Consider the following 20,758-nt stretch of genomic DNA (forward strand, 5'->3'; position numbering starts at 1 on the left):
GTCGCCGGGAATCAGGGAACGAAGCCCAAAGCAAGAGCCAGCGGCAGCGCCGCCAAAGTCAGTTCGATGACCAGCCAAACCCAGTTGTAGAGTGTGTTGCCGTCGTCCGACAGCATCGAGACGATGCGGCCGAACGCGGTGAAAAGCCAGGAGAAGCCGAGCGCCATGTAAAGCAGCGGCTGCGCCAGCAGAATGCAGCAGAGGCCGACGCCCAGATAGAAGCCGGACATGGTGGCGCGCGCCTCGCCGACCGCTTCGGGGTGTTTTTCGGTGGGCTGCAGGTGCAGGAGGCGGAAGCTGAGCCGCGGCGCAAACAGGAAGATGAGGCCGAGCAGAACCGTTACGACGGCGGACGACCATGCCAGCCATTCGCCTTGGCTTGTCGGCCAGGGAAACGAGAATTCCATGATGTCCCCTCAAAAATGACTGTTTGAAATCGCGGTCATTCTAGAGCGGAATGCATCCGGGTTGAACCCAAGCATTCCGCTCTATCTGTTTGTTCAGCCCAGCGCGAAATCGACCGCTGCCTGCGCATGGATGCGCGTGGTGTCGAAGACCGGAATATCGAAATCCTCCTGCCCGATCAGCATGGTGATCTCGGTGCAGCCCATGATGACGCTGTCGATGTCGTTACCACGCCGCATGTTGGCGACCTCGGCGATGTAGGCGGCTTTCGATTCGGCGGTGATGATGCCCTTGCAGAGTTCGTCATAGATGACGCGGTGGACCATGGCGCGGCCTGCCTCGTCCGGCACCACCGGCGCCATGCCATGCTTGCGCGCCAACCGGCCCTTGTAGAAATCCTGTTCCATGGTGAACCCAGTGGCGAGCAACGCCGGCTTCGTGGCGCCGCCCTGCTTCATTACGCCGGCGGTCGCGTCGGCGATATGGATCAGCGGGATCGAAACCGCCGCCTGCACCTCGTCGGCCATGCGGTGCATCGTGTTGGTGCAGATGAGCAAGCCTTCGGCGCCGCCCTCCTGCAGTTTCTTCGCCGCAGCCGAGAGCAGCGCCGCGGCACCCTGCCAGTCGCCTGCATGCTGGCGTTCGGCGATCTCGGCGAAATCGAACGACCACAGGAGCAGCTTGGCCGAATGCAGGCCGCCCAGCCGCTCGCGTACGATCTCGTTGAGATGGCGGTAATAGATCGCCGTCGATTCCCAGCTCATGCCGCCGATCAGGCCGAGGGTTTTCATGACGGGGCTTTTCCTTTGCAATTCGCCCCACTATATTGTGACTACATGAGACCACAAGGAGGCCGGCGATGAAAACGATGCAGGTTCGCGACGCCAAGGCCGGATTTTCCGCGCTGATCGAGGCCGCCGAGAAAGGCGAGCCTACGATGATTACCAAACATGGCAAGCCTGCCGCCGCGATCGTATCGGTGGAAGATGCCCTGAAGCTTCACCCCGAACGCAAGCTCAACTTCGGGGAGTTTTTGCTCACCTATCCCGGTGGAATCGACCTTGAGCGCAACCCGTCGCCGTCGCGCGAGATCGACTTGTGAGCGGCTTTCTTGTCGACACCTCAGTAATTTCCATCTTTGCGCCTGGCCGACAAGCGGTTCCCCTTGCATTGCAACATTGGATCGTCGATCAGGGCGCGAGAGGCGCGCTGTTCGTGTCGTCAATCGTCATCCTTGAGATCCAGCGAGGCATTTCAAGGTTGCGCCGCGCCGGCGGAACCACGAGGGCGAGCGGCCTAGATCACTGGCTTGGGTCTTTGCTGGTGGACTTCCGGGAGCAAACCCTTTCCGTCGACACTGAAATAGCCCGGCTCGCGGGCGAAATTGAAGATGCAGCGATTGCACGCGGCCGCAACCCAGGCCTCGCTGACATCCTGAATGCCGCAACCGCATTGACACACGACCTCACGGTCGTGACATCAAACATGCGGCATTTCGAACCTCTCGGGGTGAGGCACCTCGATCCATTCAAGGACAACTTGCCAAGCGGTTGAGCCCCCTGCCTACAGAAAGCTCTGCGGATCGATGTCGACACTGACCCGCACCGAGCCGCGTATTTTCGGGCCGGCCGCCAGCATCTCGCGGATATAGCCCTGCATGTCGGAACGCCGTTCGCCCTGCACCAGCAGGCGGAAGCGGTGGCGGCCGCCGATCAGCGCCAGCGGCGCCTCGGCGGGGCCAAGCACGTGGATGTCGTCGGAGGCTGGGGCTACGCGGCGCAGCGCCCGGGCGTGGCTTTCGGCTTCGGCGCGCGTCTGCGCGCTGACGATGATCCCCGCCAGCCGCCCGAACGGGGGCAAGTGCGACCGCTCTCGCTCAGTGATTTCCCTGTCGTAAAAAGCCTCGGCGTCGCCCGAAACGATGGCGCGCATCACCGGGTGGTCGGGCTGATAGGTCTGCAGCAGCCCGTGGCTCTTCTTGCCGGTGCGCCCGGCGCGGCCGGTGACCTGACTGAGCAGCTGGAACGTGCGCTCGGCGGCGCGCGGATCGCCATTGGCGAGGCCGAGATCGGCGTCGACGACGCCCACCAGCGTCATGTTGGGGAAGTTGTGGCCCTTGGCGACCAGTTGCGTGCCGATGACGATATCGGCTTCGCCATTGGCGATGGCCTCCAGCTCCAGGCGCAGGCGTTTCACGCCCCCCATGATATCCGAGGAGAGCACGATGGTACGGGCGTCGGGGAAGTGGCCGACAACCTCCTCGGCGATGCGTTCGATCCCCGGGCCGCAGGCAACCAGGTGATCGAAGGTGCCGCATTCGGGGCAGGCGTCGGGGCGCTTTTCGTTGTGGCCGCAATGGTGGCAGAGCAACTGGCCGCGAAAGCGGTGCTCGACCAACCAGCTCGAACAGTCCGGGCATTGGAACCGGTGGCCGCAGACACGGCACAGCGTCAGCGGCGCGTAGCCGCGGCGGTTGAGAAAAAGCAGCGACTGCTCCTCGCGCGCCAGCGTTTTGCGGACATGGTCGATGAGCACCGGAGACAGGAACCCGCCCCGCGCCGGCGGCGCCTTGCGCATGTCGATCGACCGGATGTCGGGCATCGCCGCGTCGGCGAAGCGCTGCGGCAGCGCCACGCGTTTGTAGCGTCCTTGCAAGGCGTTGACCTGGCTCTCGACCGACGGCGTCGCCGACGCCAGCACGACCGGGAAACTGCCGATGTGGCCGCGCACCACCGCCATGTCGCGGGCGTGGTAATAGACGCGGTCCTCCTGCTTGTAGGCGGGGTCGTGCTCCTCGTCGACGACGATGAGGCCGAGATTGTTGAAAGGCAAAAACAGCGCCGAGCGCGCGCCGGCGACGACACGGACGGTGCCTTCGGCGACCTGGCGCCAGACTTTTTCGCGCATGCGCGGCGGCAGGTCGGAATGCCACTCCGCCGGCTTCGCGCCGAAGCGGTCGTGGAAGCGTTCGAGAAAGGCCTGGGTGAGCGCGATCTCGGGCAGCAGGATCAGCACCTGCCTGCCGCTTTCCACCGCCGCTGCGATCGCCTCGAAATAGACTTCGGTCTTGCCGGAGCCGGTGACGCCGTCGATCAGAGTGACGCTGAACTTGCCGGCCAGCGCCCGTTCGCGCAGCACATCGGCCGCCGCCTTCTGGCCGTCGGTGAGGTCCGGCGCCGCATAGCCGGGATCAGGAGCTGCGACCACCGACCGCGGCGGGATCATCACCTGTTCGAAGACGCCTTGCGCCTTCAGCCCGTCGATGACGGTGAGCGACACGCCGGCGGCATGCGCCAGTCCGGAACGGGTCCATGCAAGGCCGTCTGACGAAAGTTCAAGGACGCGTCGCCGCGCCGCCGTCATGCGATCCGGCTCGTTTTCGGTGCGCAGCAGCCCTTCCGTCCATGGCTGCGGATCGAAGGCCTCGGGCGCGCGCAGGATCATGCGCGCCACCATGCCGGGCGGCGACAGCGTGTAGGAGGCGATCCAGTCGACCAGCCGGCGCATGCCCTCTTCGACAGGCGGGCAGTCGAAGGCTTCGGAGATGGGCCTGAGCTTTTTTGGATCGACAGTGTCGGTGGCGCCGTCCCAGACGATGCCCGCCACCTCGCGAGGCCCGAGCGGCACCCGCACGATGGAGCCCGGCTGGACCTGCATGCCATCGGGCACGGCATAGCTGTAGGGCCGCTCGGCCGGCATCGGCACGAGCACCGGCACGGACAGTGGCTGGCTTTCCAGCCGGAACAGGCGCGAATCTTCCTTCATCGGGCGTGACCTTGCCCCGAACTTCGTCTAGAGCAAAGGCCGAACAGGGGCGGTTTCCAGCCCGCCCGGAAAATCGCGAAGGAGACAGCCATGAAATTTTTCGTCGACACGGCCGACATTAAGGAAATCAAGGAGCTCAACGATCTCGGGCTGCTCGACGGCGTCACCACCAACCCTTCGCTGATCCTGAAATCCGGCGGCAAGATCGCCGATGTGACGAAGCAGATCTGCGACATCGTCGAAGGCCCGGTTTCGGCCGAGGTGGTGGCGACCGAATACAAGGACATGATGGCCGAAGCCGAAGCGCTGGCAAAGATCGCCAGCAATGTCTGCATCAAGGTGCCGCTGACGCTGGACGGACTGAAGGCCTGCAAGACGATCCGCACCGAGATGAACCGCATGGTCAACGTCACGCTGTGCTTTTCGGCCAACCAGGCGCTGCTTGCCGCCAAGGCCGGCGCATCCTTCATCTCGCCCTTCGTCGGGCGCATCGACGATACCGGCGCGGACGGCATGGAGCTGATCTCGGAAATCCGCACCATCTACGACAACTACGATTTCAAGACCGAGATCCTGACCGCCTCGGTGCGCACGGTGAACCACGTCAAGCAAGCGGCGCTGATCGGCGCTGACGTCATCACCGCTCCGCCGGCGACGCTGAAGGCGCTGGTCAAGCACCCGCTGACCGACAAGGGCCTGGAAGCATTTCTCGCCGATTGGGCCAAGACCGGCCAGAAGATCGGCTGATCCCGATGGCGGCAGTCGGCATCGAAACGATCGCCTCCGAAGTCCTCGCCGCCCTCGATTCGAAACGCCAGGTCGAACCGTTTACGGCGCGGTTCGACCACTTCGGCAGTGACGATGCCTACAGGGTTGCCACGGTGCTGCGCAACATGCGCATTGCCCGCGGCGAAAAACCCGCCGGTCGCAAGATCGGCTTCACCAACCGAAACATCTGGGCCGAATACGCCGTCGACCGACCGCTGTGGGGTTACGTCTACGCGACGACGCTGCACGACATCCATCCGGGAAGCAGCATAAAAGCCTCGCATTTGCCGGAACCGCGTATCGAACCGGAGATCGTACTTGGCCTCGGCCGCGATATCGGACCCGAAACAACCTTGCCGGAACTGGCGAAATCCGTCGAATGGGTAGCCCACGGCTTCGAGGTCGTGCAGTCCATCTATCCCGGCTGGCGTTTCGCGGTCGCCGACTGCATCGCCGATGGCGGCCTGCATGGGGCGCTGTTCGTCGGGCCGAAACTCCAGGTCAACGACCATGCTGGGCTGGCTTCGGCACTATCCGGCCTCACGGTCGCACTCTCGCGCAATGGCGAGATCGTTGACAATGGTCGCGGCGCCAACGTGCTCGATGGCCCGATCCAGGCGCTCGGCCATCTGGTGGGCGTGCTAGCCACGGACAGCTTCAACCCGTCGCTTCGTAAGGGCGAGGTGATCACGACCGGCACGCTGACGCGCGCCTTTCCGATCTCGCCTGGCGAACGCTGGTCGACGACGCTCACTGGTTTCGACCTGCCGGGATTGTCGGTCGATATTGTTTGAGGAGAATGTCTCGGCGCACGAGCGAAGTCCGACCAGAGACGACTACCAATCCTCATAGGCCGGGCAGGATGCATCACCGGTTTTGGTGAGCAGGAATTCGCGGTCGTCGGCGCCGGCTTCGAGGTCGATCGCGCCTTCCTCGTCGCAGCCATCCGTCATTCTCAAGCGGCCATTTTCGCCAAGGCCGAGCAGAACCTTGTCCGGCGGCCGGTTGGTCAGCGTAAAGCCGCCGCCGTCGCAATCGACACCGCAGGAGATCTTGCCGTCGTAGAGCATGCATTCGCCCATCGAAGTCAGCAGCTTGCCCTGGCCGCGCAACCGCGCCAGCACCTCGAAATAATAGTTGCGCTGGCCTTCCGGCGCGGTTTCGTCCGGTTCGTGGCGATAGTAGGCGAGGCGGAACTGGATCTCGGTTACTTTTTGCTTTGGATGCGAATTGAGGTGCGCGGCATCGTAGCGCCGGGAATAGCACACGCGCCGCCCTACCTCGGGCGGCAGGATGTTCGCCAGTTCGCCTTCCTTGCCCGGTTCCACCGGCTGGGCGGCAGCCGGGGCGGGCAGCGCCACGCAGAGAAACCCGGCGACCAACGCGTATCGATAAAATCGGCCCATCCCGCCCCTCGCACACCACCTCATGCAGGTTACCGCGCCTGGCGGCGCCGCGCAAAGCCTGTGTCCGATCCCGTCCAGCTCACAAACTTCGATGAAAATTTTCGTCGAATGCCCGGCTGCCTCTTGAGCACCCATCAACCATGCGGGCGTGCGGCGCTACCATCGCCCGGCGCGAGGGGGTAAGGCGCTAGGGATATTCAGGCGACGGCTGGGGGCAGCTTGCTTGAGGAGTCACGATGCAATCGAATTTTGCCGCTGCCCGCGCCTTGCTTGAGCGCGCTCAAGAGATGCTCATTGGCGACGACGAAAGGTCCGTCAAAATGCGCGAAGCGCTCGACATGCTGATCGAGGCGGCGCTGACCGCCGAACACAGCCAGCCGCCCGTGGCCGGCAATGTCGTCAGCTTCCCCGGCAAACGATTGGCCAGGCGGTAAACAGGATCGCCGCAAGAGCGGTTCCGGTTTCTTTCAGAACCGGTAACTCGCTCTAACTATTTGTTTTGCCGCATTTATGCGGACGCCAAATGATTCCATTTGGCTGCAAAATGCTCTAGGGCAGCGAACGCTCAACCGGGATTGTCTCCGGGATGAATGTCGCATCGGGATCGCCCGCGAGCCCATGCACGGTGTGCTGCTGCAGGCGGGCGGTGACGTCGGCCGGCTCGCCTTCCAGCGCCTCCGCCGGGATCGACTTTCCGATGGTGATCGAGAAGGCTCGGCCCTTCTTGTTCAAGAGTTCGTGGAACACCGTCATGTCGCGCAGTTCGGTCGAATATTTCGACAGGAAGTAGAAAAGCCCGGAGTTGCGCGCGGTGATGCGGGCCGGCACCACCGGATAGCGATAGCGCCGCGCCAGCGACACCAGCGAAGTCTGCCATGGCCGCTCGGTGAGCACGCCTTCGTGCCAGTAGGCGATGCGGCCGGACGGGAAGAGAACGATCGCCCTGCCGGCGGCGAAAGCGCGCGCCATCAGCTCCAGCGTCTCGCGGCTCTTTGCATACGATTTCTCGTGCTGCCGCCATTCGACCGGAATGATGAGGTCGGCGAAGCGCGGCGCCACCCGCTGCGCGTCGCGGTTGGCGAAGATCGCCATATCGGGGCGCACCTTCTTCAGCATGTCGAACACCGCGACGCCGTCGGCGATGCCGGTCGGATGACTTGGCGCCAGGATGAACCCGGTCTTTTCAGGCAGGTTTTCGATACCGTGAACCGTAACCTCGAGCGACAGCAGCGCGGAAAGATAGGACATCGCGTCCCAGCCCGACATTTCCGCGATGTCGTCGGCCATCTCGACCGCCTGGCGGTAGTGGAGGAACCGCAGCAGCAACGGACGCATGACCGGCCACAACGGGTGACGCGACAGCTGCATGGAGCGTTCGGCGATCATCTGGTCGATGATGTGGGAATTGACATCGACGCTGGCGCCGCGGAACCACCGCGCGCCGAGAGTTTCCGTGAAGCTGGACAGCGTCGTCCGAGAATCCATGGGTTCCACTCCGTTAGGCGCTGTGTGGCCGAAACCTGTGACGCAGTAATGACACGAGAGCGTACAACGAAACCGCCGCGAACCTCGTTCCTTTTACGGCGCTACCTGCCTGCCAGCCTTTCGATATCCTGGGCAATCGCAAGGCGCAGAAGTTCGGCAAGTTCCCGCGCCGCACGGTTCTCGGCGTCGCGCACCGCGCGCAGATTGGCGAATTCCTGGCGTGGCGCGTCGTAGGAGGACGACACCTGCCGCCTACCGGCCGCCACCTGCGTACCGCCCTTGCTGAGCGTATAGCTCGAGAAGACCGTGACGGTGCCGGCCGTCGGCTCGTCTTCGTCGCCGACCTGGATGATGGCCGACGCTTCGTTGATCGCGGTAACGCCGAGATCGAGCGAATAGACCGGGTTGGCCGGCTGGCCTTTGCCGCCATTGAACAGGAAAATCAGGTGATTGCGGACTTCCTGGCCGTAGCGGGTCACCGCCGGCTTGATGGCGATCGACGACAGCGCCACCGTGGTGGCCGCACCGGGAGCCGTGGAGGATGCCGGAGCATACATCGGCCGCACGGTGCAGGCCGACGCCAGCACCAGGCAGGAAATCAGCAACGGCCGGAGGAAACGGTTCACGGGATGGAATTTCCGCTCAGGCAACGACATTCACGATTCTCTGCAGGACGACGATCACCTTGCGCGGAGGCTTGCCGTCCAGCGCCTTCTGAACGAAGTCGAGAGCGAGCACCGCTTTTTCCACCGTACCTTGGTCTGCGTCGCGGGCAATTGTCAAATCGCCCCGTTTCTTGCCGTTGATCTGCACGGGGTAGACCACATCGTTGTCGACGGTGAGCGCCGGATCGAACTCCGGCCAGCGCTGATTCGCCACGAAACCCTCGCCGCCGAGGGCTGACCAGCACTCCTCGGCGAGGTGCGGCATCATCGGCGCGATCATCAGGACCAGCATCTCGATGGCCTGGCGCAGCGCCGCAGCGCCGGTCGCGTCGGCCTTGCCGCTGGCGAGCGCTGCGGCAGGCGGCTGGATCGTGTTGATCAGTTCGTAGAGGCGCGCGACGGCCTTGTTGAACGACAGCCTGCCGATATCCTCGCCGACTGCCTTGACCGTCTTGTGCGCCGCCTTGGAGAGCACGCCGGCCTCGCCTTCGCTGGCGGCTTTCGCTGCAACGCCGCGCAGGGCCGGGGCGGTTTCGGAAACCAGACGCCAGACGCGCTGCACGAAGCGGTGCGCGCCCTCGACGCCGGCTTCCGTCCAGATGACGTCGCGCTCGGGCGGCGAGTCCGACAGCATGAACCAGCGCGCCGTGTCGGCGCCGTAGCTGGCCAGGATGTCGTCGGGGTCGACGACATTCTTCTTCGACTTCGACATCTTCTCGATGGGACCGATATCGACCGGGCTGCCGTCGGCGATCAGCGTGGCGCTGCGCTTGCCGTCGACATCCTCGATCTTCACCTCGACCGGTTGCACCCAGCGGGCGTTCGGGCCGCTGCCGAGGCGATATGTCTCGTGGACGACCATGCCCTGGGTGAACATGCCTTCGAACGGCTCCTTCACCTCGCTCAGATGTCCCGTAACCTTCATCGCCCGCGTGAAGAAACGCGAATAGAGCAGATGCAGGATCGCGTGCTCGATGCCGCCGATATACTGGTTGACCGGCATCCAGCCGTTCGGCCCGTCGGCATAGTTCGGCGTCGTCGGGCTTTCCTGGTTCCACGGATCGGTAAACCGGGCGAAATACCAGGACGAATCGACGAACGTGTCCATCGTGTCGGTGTCGCGCTTTGCCGGTTTGCCGCATTGCGGGCAATCGACGTGCTTCCACGTCGGATGATGGTCGAGCGGATTGCCGGGCTTGTCGAAGCTGACCTCGGCCGGCAACTCCACCGGCAGCTGATCGGACGGCACCGGCACCGCGCCGCAGGCTTCGCAATGGATGACGGGGATCGGGCAACCCCAGTAGCGCTGGCGCGAGATCAGCCAGTCGCGCAGCCGGAACTGCACCTTGCGCTCGCCCTGCGGGCGATTGCCGACGGTGACGCCGGACAGCCGCGTCGCCACCTCGTCGAAAGCCTGCTTCGGCGCCATGCCATCCAGGAAGCGCGAATTGATCATCACCCCGTCGTCGCCATAGGCCTCGTCGATGATCTGGAAGGTCTTGGCGTCGCCGCCTTCCGGCATCACCACCGGGACCACCGGCAGGCCGTATTTGTTGGCGAAATCGAGGTCGCGCTGGTCGCCCGACGGGCAGCCGAAGATGGCGCCCGTGCCGTAGTCCATCAGCACAAAATTGGCCACGTATACGGGCAGCGTCCAGCTGTCGTCGAACGGATGGACGACGCGGATGCCGGTGTCGAAACCCTTTTTCTCGGCCGTCTCCAGCTCCGCCGCCGACGTGCCCATATGGCTGATATCTTCGATGAACGCCGCCAGCGCCGGATCGTTCTCAGCCGCTCTCTTGGCCAGCGGATGATCGGCAGCGACCGCCATGAAGGAGGCGCCGAAGATCGTGTCGGGACGCGTCGTGTAGACTTCGAGCTCGGTCTCGCCCTGCGGCGCGGTTGCCTCGGCCAGCCGCCAGCGGATCAGCAGGCCTTCCGACCGGCCGATCCAGTTCGCCTGCATGACGCGGACCTTTTCCGGCCATTTGTCGAGCGTGTCCAGGCTGTCGAGCAGGTCCTGCGACATCGATGTGATCTTGAAGAACCATTGCGTCAGGTCGCGCTGTTCGACCAGCGCGCCGGAGCGCCAGCCGCGGCCGTCGATGACCTGCTCGTTGGCGAGCACGGTCATGTCTTCCGGATCCCAGTTGACCTTGGCCGACTTGCGCTCGACCAGGCCGGAGCGCCAGAAGTCCAGGAACATCTTCTGCTGGTGCTTGTAGTAGCTGGGGTCGCAGGTGGCGAATTCGCGCGCCCAGTCGAGCGACAGGCCCATCGTCTTCAGCTGCGCCTTCATGGTGGCGATGTTGGCGTAGGTCCAGTCGCGCGGGTTGACCTTGTTGTCGCGCGCGGCGTTTTCAGCCGGCAGGCCGAAAGCATCCCAGCCCATCGGGTGCAGCACGTTGTAGCCCATGGCGCGGCGCCAGCGGGCCACCACGTCGCCCATCGTGTAGTTGCGCACATGCCCGATATGGATGCGGCCCGATGGATACGGGAACATCTCCAGCACGTAGTATTTCGGGCGCGGGTCGTCGTTCTTCGTCTCGAAGAGCTTTGCTTCGTCCCACGCCTTCTGCCATCTCGGTTCGGATGCGCGGGGATTGTATCGTTCGGTTGCCATGCCCGGTATTTCGCCTATGAAGAATGCGGGAGACGTTCACCATGGTTTGCCGAAACCGTCAACACCATGTACGGGCAAGTCCATGCGCAATAAGGCGGTTTGAGGGATGAGCGAGGCGGTTCAGCGGTTGCAGGAGGTGCGGGGCAAGATCGCCGTCGCCGAACAGGAAGCCCTGCGCGAAACCGGCGACGTGACGCTCGTCGCCGTCTCGAAAACCTTCTCGGCCGACGAAATCAGGCCGGTGATCGAGGCTGGCCAGCGGGTTTTCGGCGAGAACCGCGTGCAGGAGGCGCAGGCGAAATGGCCGGCGCTGAAGGCTGCGTTCCCCGATCTCGAACTGCATCTGATCGGCCCCCTGCAGTCCAACAAGGCCAAGGAAGCGGTCGCGCTGTTCGACGTGATCGAGACGGTGGATCGGGAAAAGATCGCGGCCACACTTGCCGCGGAGATGAAAAAGCAGGGCAAGGCACCGAGGCTCTACGTGCAGGTGAACACCGGTTCGGAACCGCAGAAAGCCGGCATCGAACCGCGCGAGGCTCTTGCCTTCGTCAAGCGCTGCCGCGAGGTCCACGGCCTCGCCATCGAAGGGCTGATGTGCATTCCGCCGGCCGAGGAAAACCCCGGGCCGCATTTTGCGCTGCTCGAAAAGCTGTCGCTGGAGGCCGGCGTCGAAAAGCTCTCTATGGGCATGTCGGGCGACTACGAACTGGCGGTGCGTTTCGGCGCAAGTTCGGTTCGGGTGGGCTCGGCGATCTTCGGCAGCCGGTGAGGCCTACAGCTTCACATTATCGACCAGGAAATCCACAAAGGCCCGCACCCGGGCCGGCAAATGCTTACCCTGTCCGACATAGACGGCGTGGACCGGCTCCTCGTCGCCGGGGTTGAATTCTTCCAGCAGCGGCACCAGCCGCCCGGCCGCGATGTCCGGCCCGACATGCCAGTTTGCGTGGCGGGCGATGCCGCCGCCCGCCAATGCCATCAGCCGCATCGATTCGCCGTCGCTGACCAGCGGCCCGCCTGAAGGCATTATCGTCATGGTCTTGCCTTCGCTGTCCCTGAACGGCCAGCCTTCGATCTGCCGCGCGAAACAGAAACCCAGCATCGTATGCCGGACAAGATCTCCCGGGATTTCGGGCTTGCCATGCGCGGCGAGATAGGCCGGCGAGGCGACGACTGCCATCCGGCTCTGCCCGAGCTTGCGGGCGATCAGGCTCGATTCGACGAGCGGCCCGGCCCGGATCGCCAGATCGGCGCGTTCTTCCAATAGATCGACGACGCGGTCGGTGATGGACAGGTCGATCGATATTTCCGGGTTCTGCTCCAGGAATATCGGGATAAGGGGAATGAGATAATGCTGGCTGAACGGCACGAGGCAGTTGACGCGCAGCCGCCCGCGCGGTGCTGCACCCTGCGCAGCCTCGCGTTCGGCCGCCGCTATCTCGGCCAGGATGCGCAAGCCGCTTTCGTAGAAGGCGACGCCTTCAGGCGTCACCTGCAGCTTGCGCGTGGAACGGCGCAGCAGCCGCGCGCCCAGCCTGTCCTCCAGCCGGGCGATCAGCTTGCTCACCGCCGACGGCGTCATCCTGAGCTTGCGCGCCGCAGCCGAAAAGCTCTGCTCTTCGACGACACGAACAAAAACTTCGATCTCGCCGGAGCGATTGACTTCGATTCGACCCATTCGTGAATTGATCTCACAAACAATGTGCCGAGATCAAGGCTGGTTCACAGCCTGGCAAGTTCCGATCTACCGGTTGAGCCGACCATGCGGCCCTTCGCAACAGCGATCCGGGGAATTTCATGCCACTTGCTCTCTATGCCCTTACCGCCGGCGCCTTCGGCATCGGCGTCACAGAATTCGTCATCATGGGCCTGCTGCTCGACGTCAGCGCCGATCTCGGCGTCTCGATCTCGGCCGCCGGCATGCTGATCTCCGGCTATGCGCTGGGCGTCGTCGCTGGCGCGCCGCTGCTTGGCGCCTTCACCGGCAGGATGTCGCGCAAGACGTTGCTCCTGGCGCTGATGGTCGTGTTCACCGTCGGCAACCTCGCCTGTGCGCTGGCGCCCGACTACTGGACGCTGATGGCGGCCCGCGTGCTGACCGCCTTTGCCCATGCTTCCTTCTTCGGCGTCGGCTCCGTCGTCGCCACAGGCCTGGTGCCGGCGAACAAGAAGGCGTCGGCGATCGCCATCATGTTCACGGGGCTGACGGTCGCCAACATCCTCGGCGTCCCTTTCGGCACCTGGCTCGGCCAGGCCTATGGCTGGCGCTCGACCTTCTTTGCGGTGACCCTGGTCGGTATAGTCGCCATCGCGGTGATCGCGCTTCTGGTTCCGCGCGACCAGCCCTCGAACGATGCGCAGGAAAGCTCCGGCGGAGCGCTTGCCGTGCTCGGCCGCCGGGCTGTGCTGCTTGGCCTGTTGACCACGGTGCTTTCCTGGGTGGGCGTCTTCGCTGGCTTCACCTACATCGCGCCCATCCTCACGCAGATCACCGGCTTCTCGGAACCAGCCGTGTCGCCGATCCTGATGGTGTTTGGCGGTGGGCTGATCGTCGGCAACATCCTCGGCGGACGCCTTGCAGACAAGCGGCTGGTGCCGACCATGCTGGGCAGCCTGCTGGCGCTCTCGGCGGTGCTGTTCGCCATGACCTTCGCCATTCACAGCAAGATGCTGGCGGTCGCAGCCATCGGCCTGTTCGGCGCCACCGCCTTCGCCACTGTCGCGCCGCTGCAAATGTGGGTGTTGCAAAAGGCCGAGGGCGCCGGCCAGGGCCTTGCCTCGTCGTTCAACATCGCGGCGTTCAACCTCGGCAACGCGATCGGCGCCTGGCTGGGCGGCTTCGTCATCGACCGCGGCGCCGGCCTCGGCGCCATCCCCCCGGTCGCGGCAATTGTGCCGCTGGTTGCGCTTGCCGTCGCGCTACTGGCCATGCGCCTGGAAAAGCACAGCTCAAAGCTCACGCCGGTTGCGGCCTGCCCCGCCGCGGCCGAATGATCATTGAAACCCAGGAGAAGAACCATGGAATACAGACGTCTTGGCGCATCCGGCTTGAAGGTTCCCGCACTCAGTTTCGGAGCCGGAACGTTCGCCGGATCCGGCCCACTGTTCAGTCATTGGGGCACCAGCGATGCCGACGAAGCACGCCGGCTGGTCGACATCTGCCTGGAAGCCGGCGTCAATCTTTTCGACACCGCCGATGTCTATTCGAACGGCGCGTCGGAGGAGGTGCTTGGCGAGGCCATCAAGGGCCGCCGCGACCAGGTGCTGATCTCCACCAAGACCTCGCTGCCGATGGGCGACGGACCCGCTGACTGGGGCTCTTCCCGATCCCGGCTGATCAAGGCGGTGGAGGACGCGCTTCGGCGCATGGGCACCGACTATATCGACCTCCTGCAACTGCACGCCTTCGACGCTGGCACGCCGGTCGAGGAAGTCCTTTCCACACTCGATGGCCTCGTGCAGGCCGGCAAGCTGCGTTATGTCGGGGTCTCGAATTTTTCCGGCTGGCATCTGATGAAGTCGCTGGCCGCCGCCGACAAGCACGGTTGGTCGCGCTACGTCGCGCATCAGGTCTATTATTCGCTTGTCGGGCGCGACTACGAGTGGGAGCTGATGCCGCTCGGCCTTGACCAGGGCGTCGGCGCGCTGGTGTGGAGCCCGCTCGGCTGGGGCCGGCTGACCGGCAAGATCCGCCGCGGCCAGCCACTGCCGGAAGGCAGCCGCCTGCACGACACGGCAAGCTTCGGCCCGCCGGTCGACGACGAGCACCTCTACAATGTGGTGGACACGCTGGATGCCGTGGCCGAGGAGACCGGCAAAACGGTGCCGCAGATCGCCATCAACTGGCTGTTGCGACGTCCGACCGTGTCGTCGGTGATCATCGGCGCCCGCAATGAAGGGCAGTTACGGCAGAACCTCGGCGCCGTCGGCTGGTCGCTGACCGAAGAACAGGTGAAGAAGCTCGATGCAGCAAGCGAAGTGACGGCGCCTTACCCCTACTTCCCCTACCGCAGGCAGGAAGGCTTCGCCCGGCTCAACCCACCGGCGGTTTGAACCGCAGAAAAAGGCCGAAGTTTCCTTCGGCCTTTTTCATTGACTCTGCCCGGAGAACTTATTCCACGGCGACGATCTTGCCGGCTTCCCACTTGAACAGCGAGAAGCTCGGCGAACTCAAGTCGCCATTCTCGCCATAGGTCAGCTTGCCGATCGCGGTGGCAATCGGCTCGCCGGACTTGAGCGCGGTCGCCACTGCGGTCGCATCTTCTGCGCTTCCGGCCTTCTCGATGCCCGCCTTCAGCACCTCGACGGCGGCGTAGGCGTTGAGCGTGAAAGCCTCCGGAGGGATACCCTTGTCACCCAGCACCTTCACGGCGTTGGCCGAGTCCGGGTTCTTCAGCGCATCGGTCGCGTTGGTGAAGATGGTGCCGGCGGCAGCCTCGTTGCCGATGGCCCAGAATTCACTGTTGGAGAGCCCCTCGCCGCCGATGATCGTCGCATTGACGGAGACGTCGCGCAGCTGGCGGGCGAGCAGGCCGCCTTCCGGGTGGTAGCCGCCGAAATAGATCACGTCGACATTCTCGGACTTGATGCGGGTGACGAGGGCGGAAAAGTCCTTCTCGCCCGGCGTCAGCGCGCTTTCCAGCACTTCGGTGACACCACCGGCGTTGAGCGCCGCCTTGAAGGCATTGGCGAGGCCCATGCCATAGGTGCCCTTGTCGTTGATGATGGCGATACGCTTGTCCTTGAGGTTTTTCAGCACATAGGCTGCCGCGACTTCGGCCTGCTGGTCGTCGCGGCCGCAGGTCCTGAGAACATTGGTCAGGCCGCGGGACGTCAGGTCCGGCGCCGTCGCCGTCGGCGTCACCATCAGCACGCCGTTTTCGGCGAACACGTCGGAAGCGGGAATGGCAACGCCTGACGTTACCGGGCCGACAACGAAACGGACGCCTTCGCCGACCAGCTTGTTGGCGGCCGAAACGCCCTGCTTGGGATCACCGGCATCGTCGGCCAGCGTCAGCACGACCTTTTCGCCAAGGATACCGCCATTCTTGTTGATCGCATCGACGGCCGCCTCGGCGCCGTTCTTGACCTGATCGCCATAGGCGGCGACGGGGCCGGTCAGCGGCGCGACAAGGCCGATGGCGATGTCGGCCTGCGCGGCCGGGGTGAAAGCGAAGGAAGCCGCAAGGGCGGCCCCCAGCAGGGTTTTGTTGGTCATCATCGTACTCCTCGAGCATCGAACCCACTCGGGTCCGCTGAAGGCTCAGGGAATACGCTTGCCTGCCGGCCAAGGCAAAACGATTGCTTTGGGCCAGAAGCCGGCCCGGCTTTGCTTCCCGGAGATCAGTGCAGCCGAAGCTCGCCGCTGACGTTGCGCCATTCCGTCGGCGAAATCAGCTTCTTGTGCGTGTAGGCGACCGAGTGCAGCGGCCCGTCGAGCTTGGCCTGCCAGAACTCGATGAAACCATAAAGCGCGGGGAATTTCGGCGCCAGGTCATAATGCTGCCAGATGAAGGTTTGCAGCACATGCGGGTGGTCGGGCATGTGATAGAGGATTTGTGCTGTGGTGAGGCCGTAGCCCTTCAGCATCAGTTCGAATTCGGCATGGTCGCGCATGGCCGTCCTTTCGGCGCCGGATTGTCTCCTCCACGAGACGAAGTGTGCGCCCCGATTGTTAACCGACTGTTGCGATCCGCCAAGTCACACTTTTGGATTATAAAGCGAAATCAATAGTTTGGCAGCCGCCACCGGCGAGTGCTGATAGACGCCTGCATCGAAGGTGCGGCATGCCGCCACGCGAATCCAACGTCTAATATTGTGGTCGGCTGCCAAAATGATAATAAATGCCGGCGAAATCGCCCTTGGCGATGCGACTTCGAGCGGCCTGGAAGGGCCGCCGGCCTACTGCATAATTCCTTAAATCGGAATCGATTTAAGGAGAAAATTATGCAGAAAATCAAAGTGCTACAGCGACCTTTGCGCGTCTGAAAAGACGCGCGGCGCTGTAGAAAATTCGGGGAGGGAATGCCAGAAATGTCCGAGGTCCAGATTCACCGCGTCCAGCCGGCGTGGAAAAAAGACGCGCTCATCGACAACGACACCTACCTCAAATGGTATAAGGAGAGCGTAAAAAACCCGGAAAAGTTCTGGTCCAAGCACGGCAAGCGCATCGACTGGTTCAAGCCCTACACCAAGGTCAAGAACACCTCCTTCGACGGCAAGGTATCGATCAAGTGGTTCGAGGACGGGCTGACCAACGTCTCCTACAACTGCATCGACCGCCACCTGAAGAAGCGCGGCGACCAGACCGCCATCATCTGGGAAGGCGACAACCCTTACGACGACAGGAAGATCACCTACAACGAGCTCTACGAGCATGTCTGCCGGCTCGCCAATGTGATGAAGAAGCACGGCGTCAAGAAGGGCGACCGCGTCACCATCTACATGCCGATGATCCCGGAGGCGGCCTATGCGATGCTCGCCTGCACGCGCATCGGCGCCATCCATTCGATCGTCTTCGGCGGCTTCTCGCCGGACGCGCTGGCCGGCCGCATCGATGACTGCAAGTCGACCTTCGTCATCACCGCCGACGAAGGTCTGCGTGGAGGAAAATCGATTCCCTTGAAAGAAAACACCGACCGGGCGATCGACATCGCCGCGCGCGCCGGCACCAAGGTCGACAAGGTGATCGTGGTGCGCCGCACCGGCGGCAAGATCGGCTGGGCGGAAGGCCGCGACCTCTGGTACCACGACGAGGTGGCGACCGTTAAGGCAGAGTGCAAGCCGGAAAAGATGAAGGCGGAAGACCCGCTGTTCATCCTCTACACGTCGGGTTCGACCGGCAAGCCGAAAGGCGTGCTGCACACCACCGGCGGCTATCTCGTCTACGCCTCGATGACCCACCAGTATGTCTTCGACTACCATGACGGCGACATCTACTGGTGCACCGCCGATGTCGGCTGGGTGACCGGGCACTCCTACATCGTCTACGGGCCGCTGGCCAATGGCGCCATCACGCTGATGTTCGAGGGGGTGCCGAACTACCCCTCGCCGGCGCGCTTCTGGGAGGTCGTCGACAAGCACAAGGTCAATATCTTCTACACCGCGCCGACCGCCATCCGCGCCCTGATGGGCGCCGGCGACGCGCATGTAAAGAAGACCTCGCGCAAGAGCCTGCGGGTGCTGGGCTCGGTCGGCGAGCCGATCAACCCGGAAGCCTGGGAATGGTACTTCAACGTCGTCGGCAACAAAAAGGTGCCGATCGTCGACACCTGGTGGCAGACCGAGACCGGCGGCATATTGATCACGCCGCTGCCCGGCGCCACCGATCTCAAGGCCGGCTCGGCGACCAGGCCCTTCTTCGGCGTGCAGCCGCAACTGGTCGACGGCGAGGGCAAGGTGCTGGAAGGTGCGTCCGACGGCAACCTTTGCATCGTCGATAGTTGGCCGGGCCAGATGCGCACGGTCTATGGCGACCACGAGCGTTTCATCCAGACCTATTTCTCCACCTACAAGGGCAAATATTTCACCGGTGACGGCTGCCGGCGCGACAAGGACGGCTACTACTGGATCACCGGCCGCGTCGACGACGTCATCAACGTGTCAGGCCACCGCATGGGCACTGCCGAGGTGGAATCGGCACTGGTCAGCCACGACAAGGTGTCGGAGGCAGCCGTCGTCGGCTATCCCCACGACATCAAGGGCCAGGGCATCTACTGCTACGTGACGCTGATGGCCGGCGAGGTGTGGTCTGACGACCTGCGCAAGGAGCTGATCGCACATGTGCGCAAGGAGATCGGGGCGATCGCCTCGCCCGACAAGATCCAGTTCGCGCCGGGCCTGCCGAAAACCCGCTCGGGCAAGATCATGCGGCGCATCCTGCGCAAGATCGCCGAGGACGACTTTTCTGCGCTGGGCGACACCTCAACGCTGGCCGATCCGGCCGTCGTCGACGACCTGATCGCCAACCGCCAGAACAAGAAGGGGTAGGCGAAAGCGCGATCGGCACGGCCGTGAGAATCCGATTTGGCCGGGCCGGGCCGACAATTCCTCACGGCCTCTGGTTCGTCTATAGTTCGGTCGCTTGAGGTTGGGACCGGAACGCCTGCCAGAGGAGCCTCCTGATGAATTTGAAGCAAATCGCGATCGTGGCCGCGCTCGCAAGCTCAACAACATTCGTGGGCGCCTTCCCCGTGGAGGCTGCCCGGGCCGTCGTTACCGGAAATGTCAGTGTGCGTTCAGGACCCAGCACCCAGTACCGCGTCGTTGGACGACTGCGTACAGGCGACAGGGTCAACGTCACCCGCTGCGCGCCTTCCCGCCGCTGGTGCCATGTCCAGTCCCGACGCACTCGTGACGGCTGGGTCAGTTCGCGGTATCTGGACCGCGTCCGCGGCGGTCCCAACCGGCCAGGGAGCATTTGCTTCTACGGCGCCCGTGGCCAAATTTGCCTGAGCCGCTAGAGCATTTTGCAGCCAAATGGAATCATTTGGCGTCCGCATAAATGCGGCAAAACAAATACTTAGAGCGAATTATCGGTTCTGAAAGAACCGGAACCGCTCTAGACGCGGGCCCTATGCTTCGCCGCTAACCGAAGCCGGGTCACTTTGGCCGGCGCCCGGTGGCCCAAGCCGACCTATTCCGCAATTTCCAGGCGAACTGCTCTGATGTAGAGCTCCCGGACATCGCGGTCCACCTTGCCGACGAGCCGAACCGGGGTCTTGGATGTCACTTTGCGATTTCGCCAGAGATGCCGATTGATTTCAGCGCGCATCTCGCCGGTTGTGTCGCGAAACGTGTAGTAGGTCCCGCGAAGGTGTTTGACGACGAAGCCCTCAAGGGTCACGTCCTGGCCCCGGCGCGCGGTCTGTGCCTGCTCAACCGTGCTGAGATGCCTGGAACTGCTCGGCCCCGCGAACTGCCCGTATGCACTGGTCGCGAGAAAGGCTGACAGGAAAAGCGTTACAAGGATTCTCTTCATTGCCGATGCTCCAACGTAACGGTAGTCACGTATGTGGCCTGAAGTGGCAATATACACCGTGCGGTAGCTGCGTAGCCTGAATTTGTTTGCAGGATGTATGTTTCCTGCCGCCAACAGATCGTGGCGGCTCTTGCGCCCGGTATCTGTTGGCGCGCGACCCTTTAGCGCCAGGGGCGGACAGTCGCGCGCCATCGCAGATGTTCGGCGGTGGTGAGCTAGAGCATTTTGCAGCCAAATGGAATCATTTGGCGTCCGCATAAATGCGGCAAAACAAATACTTAGAGCGTGTTATCGGTTCTGAAAGAACCGGAACTGCTCTAGGCTGTAGTGACGATTTAACGGCTTGGGATTCCCAAAGTTGCGCAAATCAGATTCAACGCTGGCTTTTGGAGGCTGGCGATGGACGGAGAGGTTTTGCGCGACGATCAGTGGGAGAAGGTGAAGTCGTTCGTTCCGGGCGGTCGCAAGGGCAAGCGCGGTCCACGCAGTGATGGACGACGCTTCTTCGACGCGCTCTTGTGGATGGCGCGTTCGGGTGCACGTTGGCGCGATCTGCCCGAAGGCCGGTTCGGTCCTTATCAGACGGCCAAACGGCGCTATTATCGCTGGATCGAGATGGGTGTGTTCGACCGCCTGTTCGCGGCGGTCGCGGCCGATCCTG

General features: G+C 63.4%; 22 protein-coding genes. 11 read left to right on the forward strand and 11 right to left on the reverse strand.

Annotated elements, in window-relative coordinates; all coding sequences use genetic code 11:
* Nucleotides 1-11: 11 nt before the first annotated feature.
* A complete protein-coding gene (locus tag F3H98_RS08305; protein WP_149759650.1) occupies nucleotides 12-407 on the reverse strand; it encodes an AGROH133_08824 family phage infection protein in 396 nt (131 codons plus the stop codon).
* A 93-nt stretch (nucleotides 408-500) separates the two neighbouring features.
* Entirely contained in the window at nucleotides 501-1,196 is a 696-nt protein-coding gene (locus F3H98_RS08310; protein ID WP_149759651.1) for an aspartate/glutamate racemase family protein, read from the reverse strand.
* Nucleotides 1,197-1,264: 68 nt separating this feature from the next.
* Here F3H98_RS08310 and F3H98_RS08315 point away from each other — a divergent pair, with 68 nt between their 5' ends.
* Nucleotides 1,265-1,507 (forward strand): type II toxin-antitoxin system Phd/YefM family antitoxin, encoded by a 243-nt coding sequence (locus F3H98_RS08315; protein ID WP_149759652.1) that lies wholly within the window; start codon nucleotides 1,265-1,267, stop codon nucleotides 1,505-1,507.
* Nucleotides 1,504-1,959: a type II toxin-antitoxin system VapC family toxin gene (locus F3H98_RS08320; protein WP_149759653.1), complete on the forward strand. Its 456-nt coding sequence runs from the start codon at nucleotides 1,504-1,506 to the stop codon at nucleotides 1,957-1,959. The genes F3H98_RS08315 and F3H98_RS08320 overlap by 4 nt, the downstream gene beginning before the upstream one ends.
* A gap of 9 nt (nucleotides 1,960-1,968) precedes the next feature.
* Here the strand turns inward: F3H98_RS08320 and F3H98_RS08325 are convergent, their stop codons facing one another.
* Entirely contained in the window at nucleotides 1,969-4,170 is a 2,202-nt protein-coding gene (locus F3H98_RS08325; protein WP_149759654.1) for a primosomal protein N', read from the reverse strand.
* Nucleotides 4,171-4,260: 90 nt separating this feature from the next.
* Between F3H98_RS08325 and fsa the strand changes: the two genes are divergently transcribed.
* Together fsa and F3H98_RS08335 are read left to right on the forward strand one after the other, a co-directional pair.
* Nucleotides 4,261-4,917, forward strand: coding sequence for a fructose-6-phosphate aldolase (gene fsa, locus F3H98_RS08330; protein WP_149759655.1), 657 nt, complete (start codon nucleotides 4,261-4,263; stop codon nucleotides 4,915-4,917).
* Between the two features lie 5 nt (nucleotides 4,918-4,922).
* Nucleotides 4,923-5,732: a 2-keto-4-pentenoate hydratase gene (locus F3H98_RS08335; protein ID WP_149759656.1), complete on the forward strand. Its 810-nt coding sequence runs from the start codon at nucleotides 4,923-4,925 to the stop codon at nucleotides 5,730-5,732.
* A gap of 42 nt (nucleotides 5,733-5,774) precedes the next feature.
* Here F3H98_RS08335 and F3H98_RS08340 read toward each other — a convergent pair whose 3' ends face one another.
* Complete coding sequence (locus tag F3H98_RS08340; RefSeq protein ID WP_149759657.1) at nucleotides 5,775-6,344, reverse strand: hypothetical protein; 570 nt, start codon at nucleotides 6,342-6,344, stop codon at nucleotides 5,775-5,777.
* Nucleotides 6,345-6,580: 236 nt separating this feature from the next.
* Between F3H98_RS08340 and F3H98_RS08345 the strand changes: the two genes are divergently transcribed.
* Nucleotides 6,581-6,778 carry a hypothetical protein gene (locus tag F3H98_RS08345; RefSeq protein WP_149759658.1) on the forward strand — a complete coding sequence of 66 codons (198 nt, stop codon included), beginning with the start codon at nucleotides 6,581-6,583 and terminating at the stop codon, nucleotides 6,776-6,778.
* A 115-nt stretch (nucleotides 6,779-6,893) separates the two neighbouring features.
* Here the strand turns inward: F3H98_RS08345 and F3H98_RS08350 are convergent, their stop codons facing one another.
* The 3 genes from F3H98_RS08350 to leuS all read right to left on the reverse strand — a co-directional run bounded on the left by F3H98_RS08350 (nucleotide 6,894) and on the right by leuS (nucleotide 11,117).
* Nucleotides 6,894-7,838, reverse strand: coding sequence for a GNAT family N-acetyltransferase (locus tag F3H98_RS08350; protein WP_425294820.1), 945 nt, complete (start codon nucleotides 7,836-7,838; stop codon nucleotides 6,894-6,896).
* A gap of 92 nt (nucleotides 7,839-7,930) precedes the next feature.
* On the reverse strand, nucleotides 7,931-8,485 hold the full coding sequence (locus tag F3H98_RS08355; RefSeq protein WP_149759660.1) for an LPS assembly lipoprotein LptE: 555 nt from the start codon (nucleotides 8,483-8,485) through the stop codon (nucleotides 7,931-7,933).
* Nucleotides 8,472-11,117 (reverse strand): leucine--tRNA ligase, encoded by a 2,646-nt coding sequence (gene leuS / locus F3H98_RS08360; protein WP_149759661.1) that lies wholly within the window; start codon nucleotides 11,115-11,117, stop codon nucleotides 8,472-8,474. Before leuS ends, F3H98_RS08355 begins: the two co-directional genes overlap by 14 nt.
* 106 nt (nucleotides 11,118-11,223) lie before the next feature.
* Between leuS and F3H98_RS08365 the strand changes: the two genes are divergently transcribed.
* Nucleotides 11,224-11,886 (forward strand): YggS family pyridoxal phosphate-dependent enzyme, encoded by a 663-nt coding sequence (locus F3H98_RS08365; protein ID WP_149759662.1) that lies wholly within the window; start codon nucleotides 11,224-11,226, stop codon nucleotides 11,884-11,886.
* A 3-nt stretch (nucleotides 11,887-11,889) separates the two neighbouring features.
* Here F3H98_RS08365 and F3H98_RS08370 read toward each other — a convergent pair whose 3' ends face one another.
* On the reverse strand, nucleotides 11,890-12,795 hold the full coding sequence (locus F3H98_RS08370; protein ID WP_149759663.1) for a LysR family transcriptional regulator: 906 nt from the start codon (nucleotides 12,793-12,795) through the stop codon (nucleotides 11,890-11,892).
* 119 nt (nucleotides 12,796-12,914) lie between these two features.
* Between F3H98_RS08370 and F3H98_RS08375 the strand changes: the two genes are divergently transcribed.
* Both F3H98_RS08375 and F3H98_RS08380 read left to right on the forward strand, forming a co-directional pair.
* Nucleotides 12,915-14,111, forward strand: coding sequence for an MFS transporter (locus F3H98_RS08375; protein WP_149759664.1), 1,197 nt, complete (start codon nucleotides 12,915-12,917; stop codon nucleotides 14,109-14,111).
* A 24-nt stretch (nucleotides 14,112-14,135) separates the two neighbouring features.
* Nucleotides 14,136-15,170, forward strand: a complete 1,035-nt coding sequence (locus F3H98_RS08380; protein WP_149759665.1) for an aldo/keto reductase — start codon at nucleotides 14,136-14,138, stop codon at nucleotides 15,168-15,170.
* 58 nt (nucleotides 15,171-15,228) lie between these two features.
* Here the strand turns inward: F3H98_RS08380 and F3H98_RS08385 are convergent, their stop codons facing one another.
* Nucleotides 15,229-16,335 (reverse strand): branched-chain amino acid ABC transporter substrate-binding protein, encoded by a 1,107-nt coding sequence (locus F3H98_RS08385; RefSeq protein ID WP_149759666.1) that lies wholly within the window; start codon nucleotides 16,333-16,335, stop codon nucleotides 15,229-15,231.
* A 125-nt stretch (nucleotides 16,336-16,460) separates the two neighbouring features.
* Nucleotides 16,461-16,733 (reverse strand): usg protein, encoded by a 273-nt coding sequence (locus F3H98_RS08390; RefSeq protein ID WP_149759667.1) that lies wholly within the window; start codon nucleotides 16,731-16,733, stop codon nucleotides 16,461-16,463.
* A 417-nt stretch (nucleotides 16,734-17,150) separates the two neighbouring features.
* Between F3H98_RS08390 and acs the strand changes: the two genes are divergently transcribed.
* Nucleotides 17,151-19,106, forward strand: coding sequence for an acetate--CoA ligase (acs, locus tag F3H98_RS08400; protein WP_149759669.1), 1,956 nt, complete (start codon nucleotides 17,151-17,153; stop codon nucleotides 19,104-19,106).
* Nucleotides 19,107-19,240: 134 nt separating this feature from the next.
* Entirely contained in the window at nucleotides 19,241-19,579 is a 339-nt protein-coding gene (locus F3H98_RS32505) for an SH3 domain-containing protein (RefSeq protein WP_149759670.1), read from the forward strand.
* 173 nt (nucleotides 19,580-19,752) lie between these two features.
* On the opposite strand, the gene F3H98_RS31025 is transcribed toward F3H98_RS32505, so the two are convergent.
* The gene (locus F3H98_RS31025; protein ID WP_188130365.1) at nucleotides 19,753-20,097 is read right to left on the reverse strand and encodes a YgiW/YdeI family stress tolerance OB fold protein; all 345 of its coding nucleotides are present in this window, start codon (nucleotides 20,095-20,097) and stop codon (nucleotides 19,753-19,755) included.
* A gap of 399 nt (nucleotides 20,098-20,496) precedes the next feature.
* Between F3H98_RS31025 and F3H98_RS08415 the strand changes: the two genes are divergently transcribed.
* A partial coding sequence (locus tag F3H98_RS08415) for a transposase (protein ID WP_149759672.1) occupies nucleotides 20,497-20,758 on the forward strand: 262 nt, incomplete at its 3' end.

The sequence above is a fragment of the Neomesorhizobium albiziae genome (genome assembly GCF_900114255.1).
GTDB classification, from domain to species: Bacteria; Pseudomonadota; Alphaproteobacteria; order Rhizobiales; family Rhizobiaceae; genus Neomesorhizobium; species Neomesorhizobium albiziae.

Bases quoted from the DNA above. Each gene is read 5' to 3' on its own strand.
- F3H98_RS08385 (WP_149759666.1), bottom strand. From the start codon at position 16,335: ATGACCAACAAAACCCTGCTGGGGGCCGCCCTTGCGGCTTCCTTCGCT.
- F3H98_RS08380 (WP_149759665.1), top strand. From the start codon at position 14,136: ATGGAATACAGACGTCTTGGCGCATCCGGCTTGAAGGTTCCCGCACTC.
- F3H98_RS08315 (WP_149759652.1), top strand. From the start codon at position 1,265: ATGAAAACGATGCAGGTTCGCGACGCCAAGGCCGGATTTTCCGCGCTG.
- F3H98_RS08365 (WP_149759662.1), top strand. From the start codon at position 11,224: ATGAGCGAGGCGGTTCAGCGGTTGCAGGAGGTGCGGGGCAAGATCGCC.
- leuS (WP_149759661.1), bottom strand. From the start codon at position 11,117: ATGGCAACCGAACGATACAATCCCCGCGCATCCGAACCGAGATGGCAG.
- F3H98_RS08335 (WP_149759656.1), top strand. From the start codon at position 4,923: ATGGCGGCAGTCGGCATCGAAACGATCGCCTCCGAAGTCCTCGCCGCC.
- F3H98_RS08355 (WP_149759660.1), bottom strand. From the start codon at position 8,485: ATGTCGTTGCCTGAGCGGAAATTCCATCCCGTGAACCGTTTCCTCCGG.
- F3H98_RS31025 (WP_188130365.1), bottom strand. From the start codon at position 20,097: ATGAAGAGAATCCTTGTAACGCTTTTCCTGTCAGCCTTTCTCGCGACC.
- F3H98_RS08305 (WP_149759650.1), bottom strand. From the start codon at position 407: ATGGAATTCTCGTTTCCCTGGCCGACAAGCCAAGGCGAATGGCTGGCA.
- F3H98_RS08345 (WP_149759658.1), top strand. From the start codon at position 6,581: ATGCAATCGAATTTTGCCGCTGCCCGCGCCTTGCTTGAGCGCGCTCAA.
- F3H98_RS08340 (WP_149759657.1), bottom strand. From the start codon at position 6,344: ATGGGCCGATTTTATCGATACGCGTTGGTCGCCGGGTTTCTCTGCGTG.
- F3H98_RS08310 (WP_149759651.1), bottom strand. From the start codon at position 1,196: ATGAAAACCCTCGGCCTGATCGGCGGCATGAGCTGGGAATCGACGGCG.
- F3H98_RS32505 (WP_149759670.1), top strand. From the start codon at position 19,241: ATGAATTTGAAGCAAATCGCGATCGTGGCCGCGCTCGCAAGCTCAACA.
- acs (WP_149759669.1), top strand. From the start codon at position 17,151: ATGTCCGAGGTCCAGATTCACCGCGTCCAGCCGGCGTGGAAAAAAGAC.
- F3H98_RS08370 (WP_149759663.1), bottom strand. From the start codon at position 12,795: ATGGGTCGAATCGAAGTCAATCGCTCCGGCGAGATCGAAGTTTTTGTT.
- F3H98_RS08325 (WP_149759654.1), bottom strand. From the start codon at position 4,170: ATGAAGGAAGATTCGCGCCTGTTCCGGCTGGAAAGCCAGCCACTGTCC.
- F3H98_RS08375 (WP_149759664.1), top strand. From the start codon at position 12,915: ATGCCACTTGCTCTCTATGCCCTTACCGCCGGCGCCTTCGGCATCGGC.
- F3H98_RS08390 (WP_149759667.1), bottom strand. From the start codon at position 16,733: ATGCGCGACCATGCCGAATTCGAACTGATGCTGAAGGGCTACGGCCTC.
- fsa (WP_149759655.1), top strand. From the start codon at position 4,261: ATGAAATTTTTCGTCGACACGGCCGACATTAAGGAAATCAAGGAGCTC.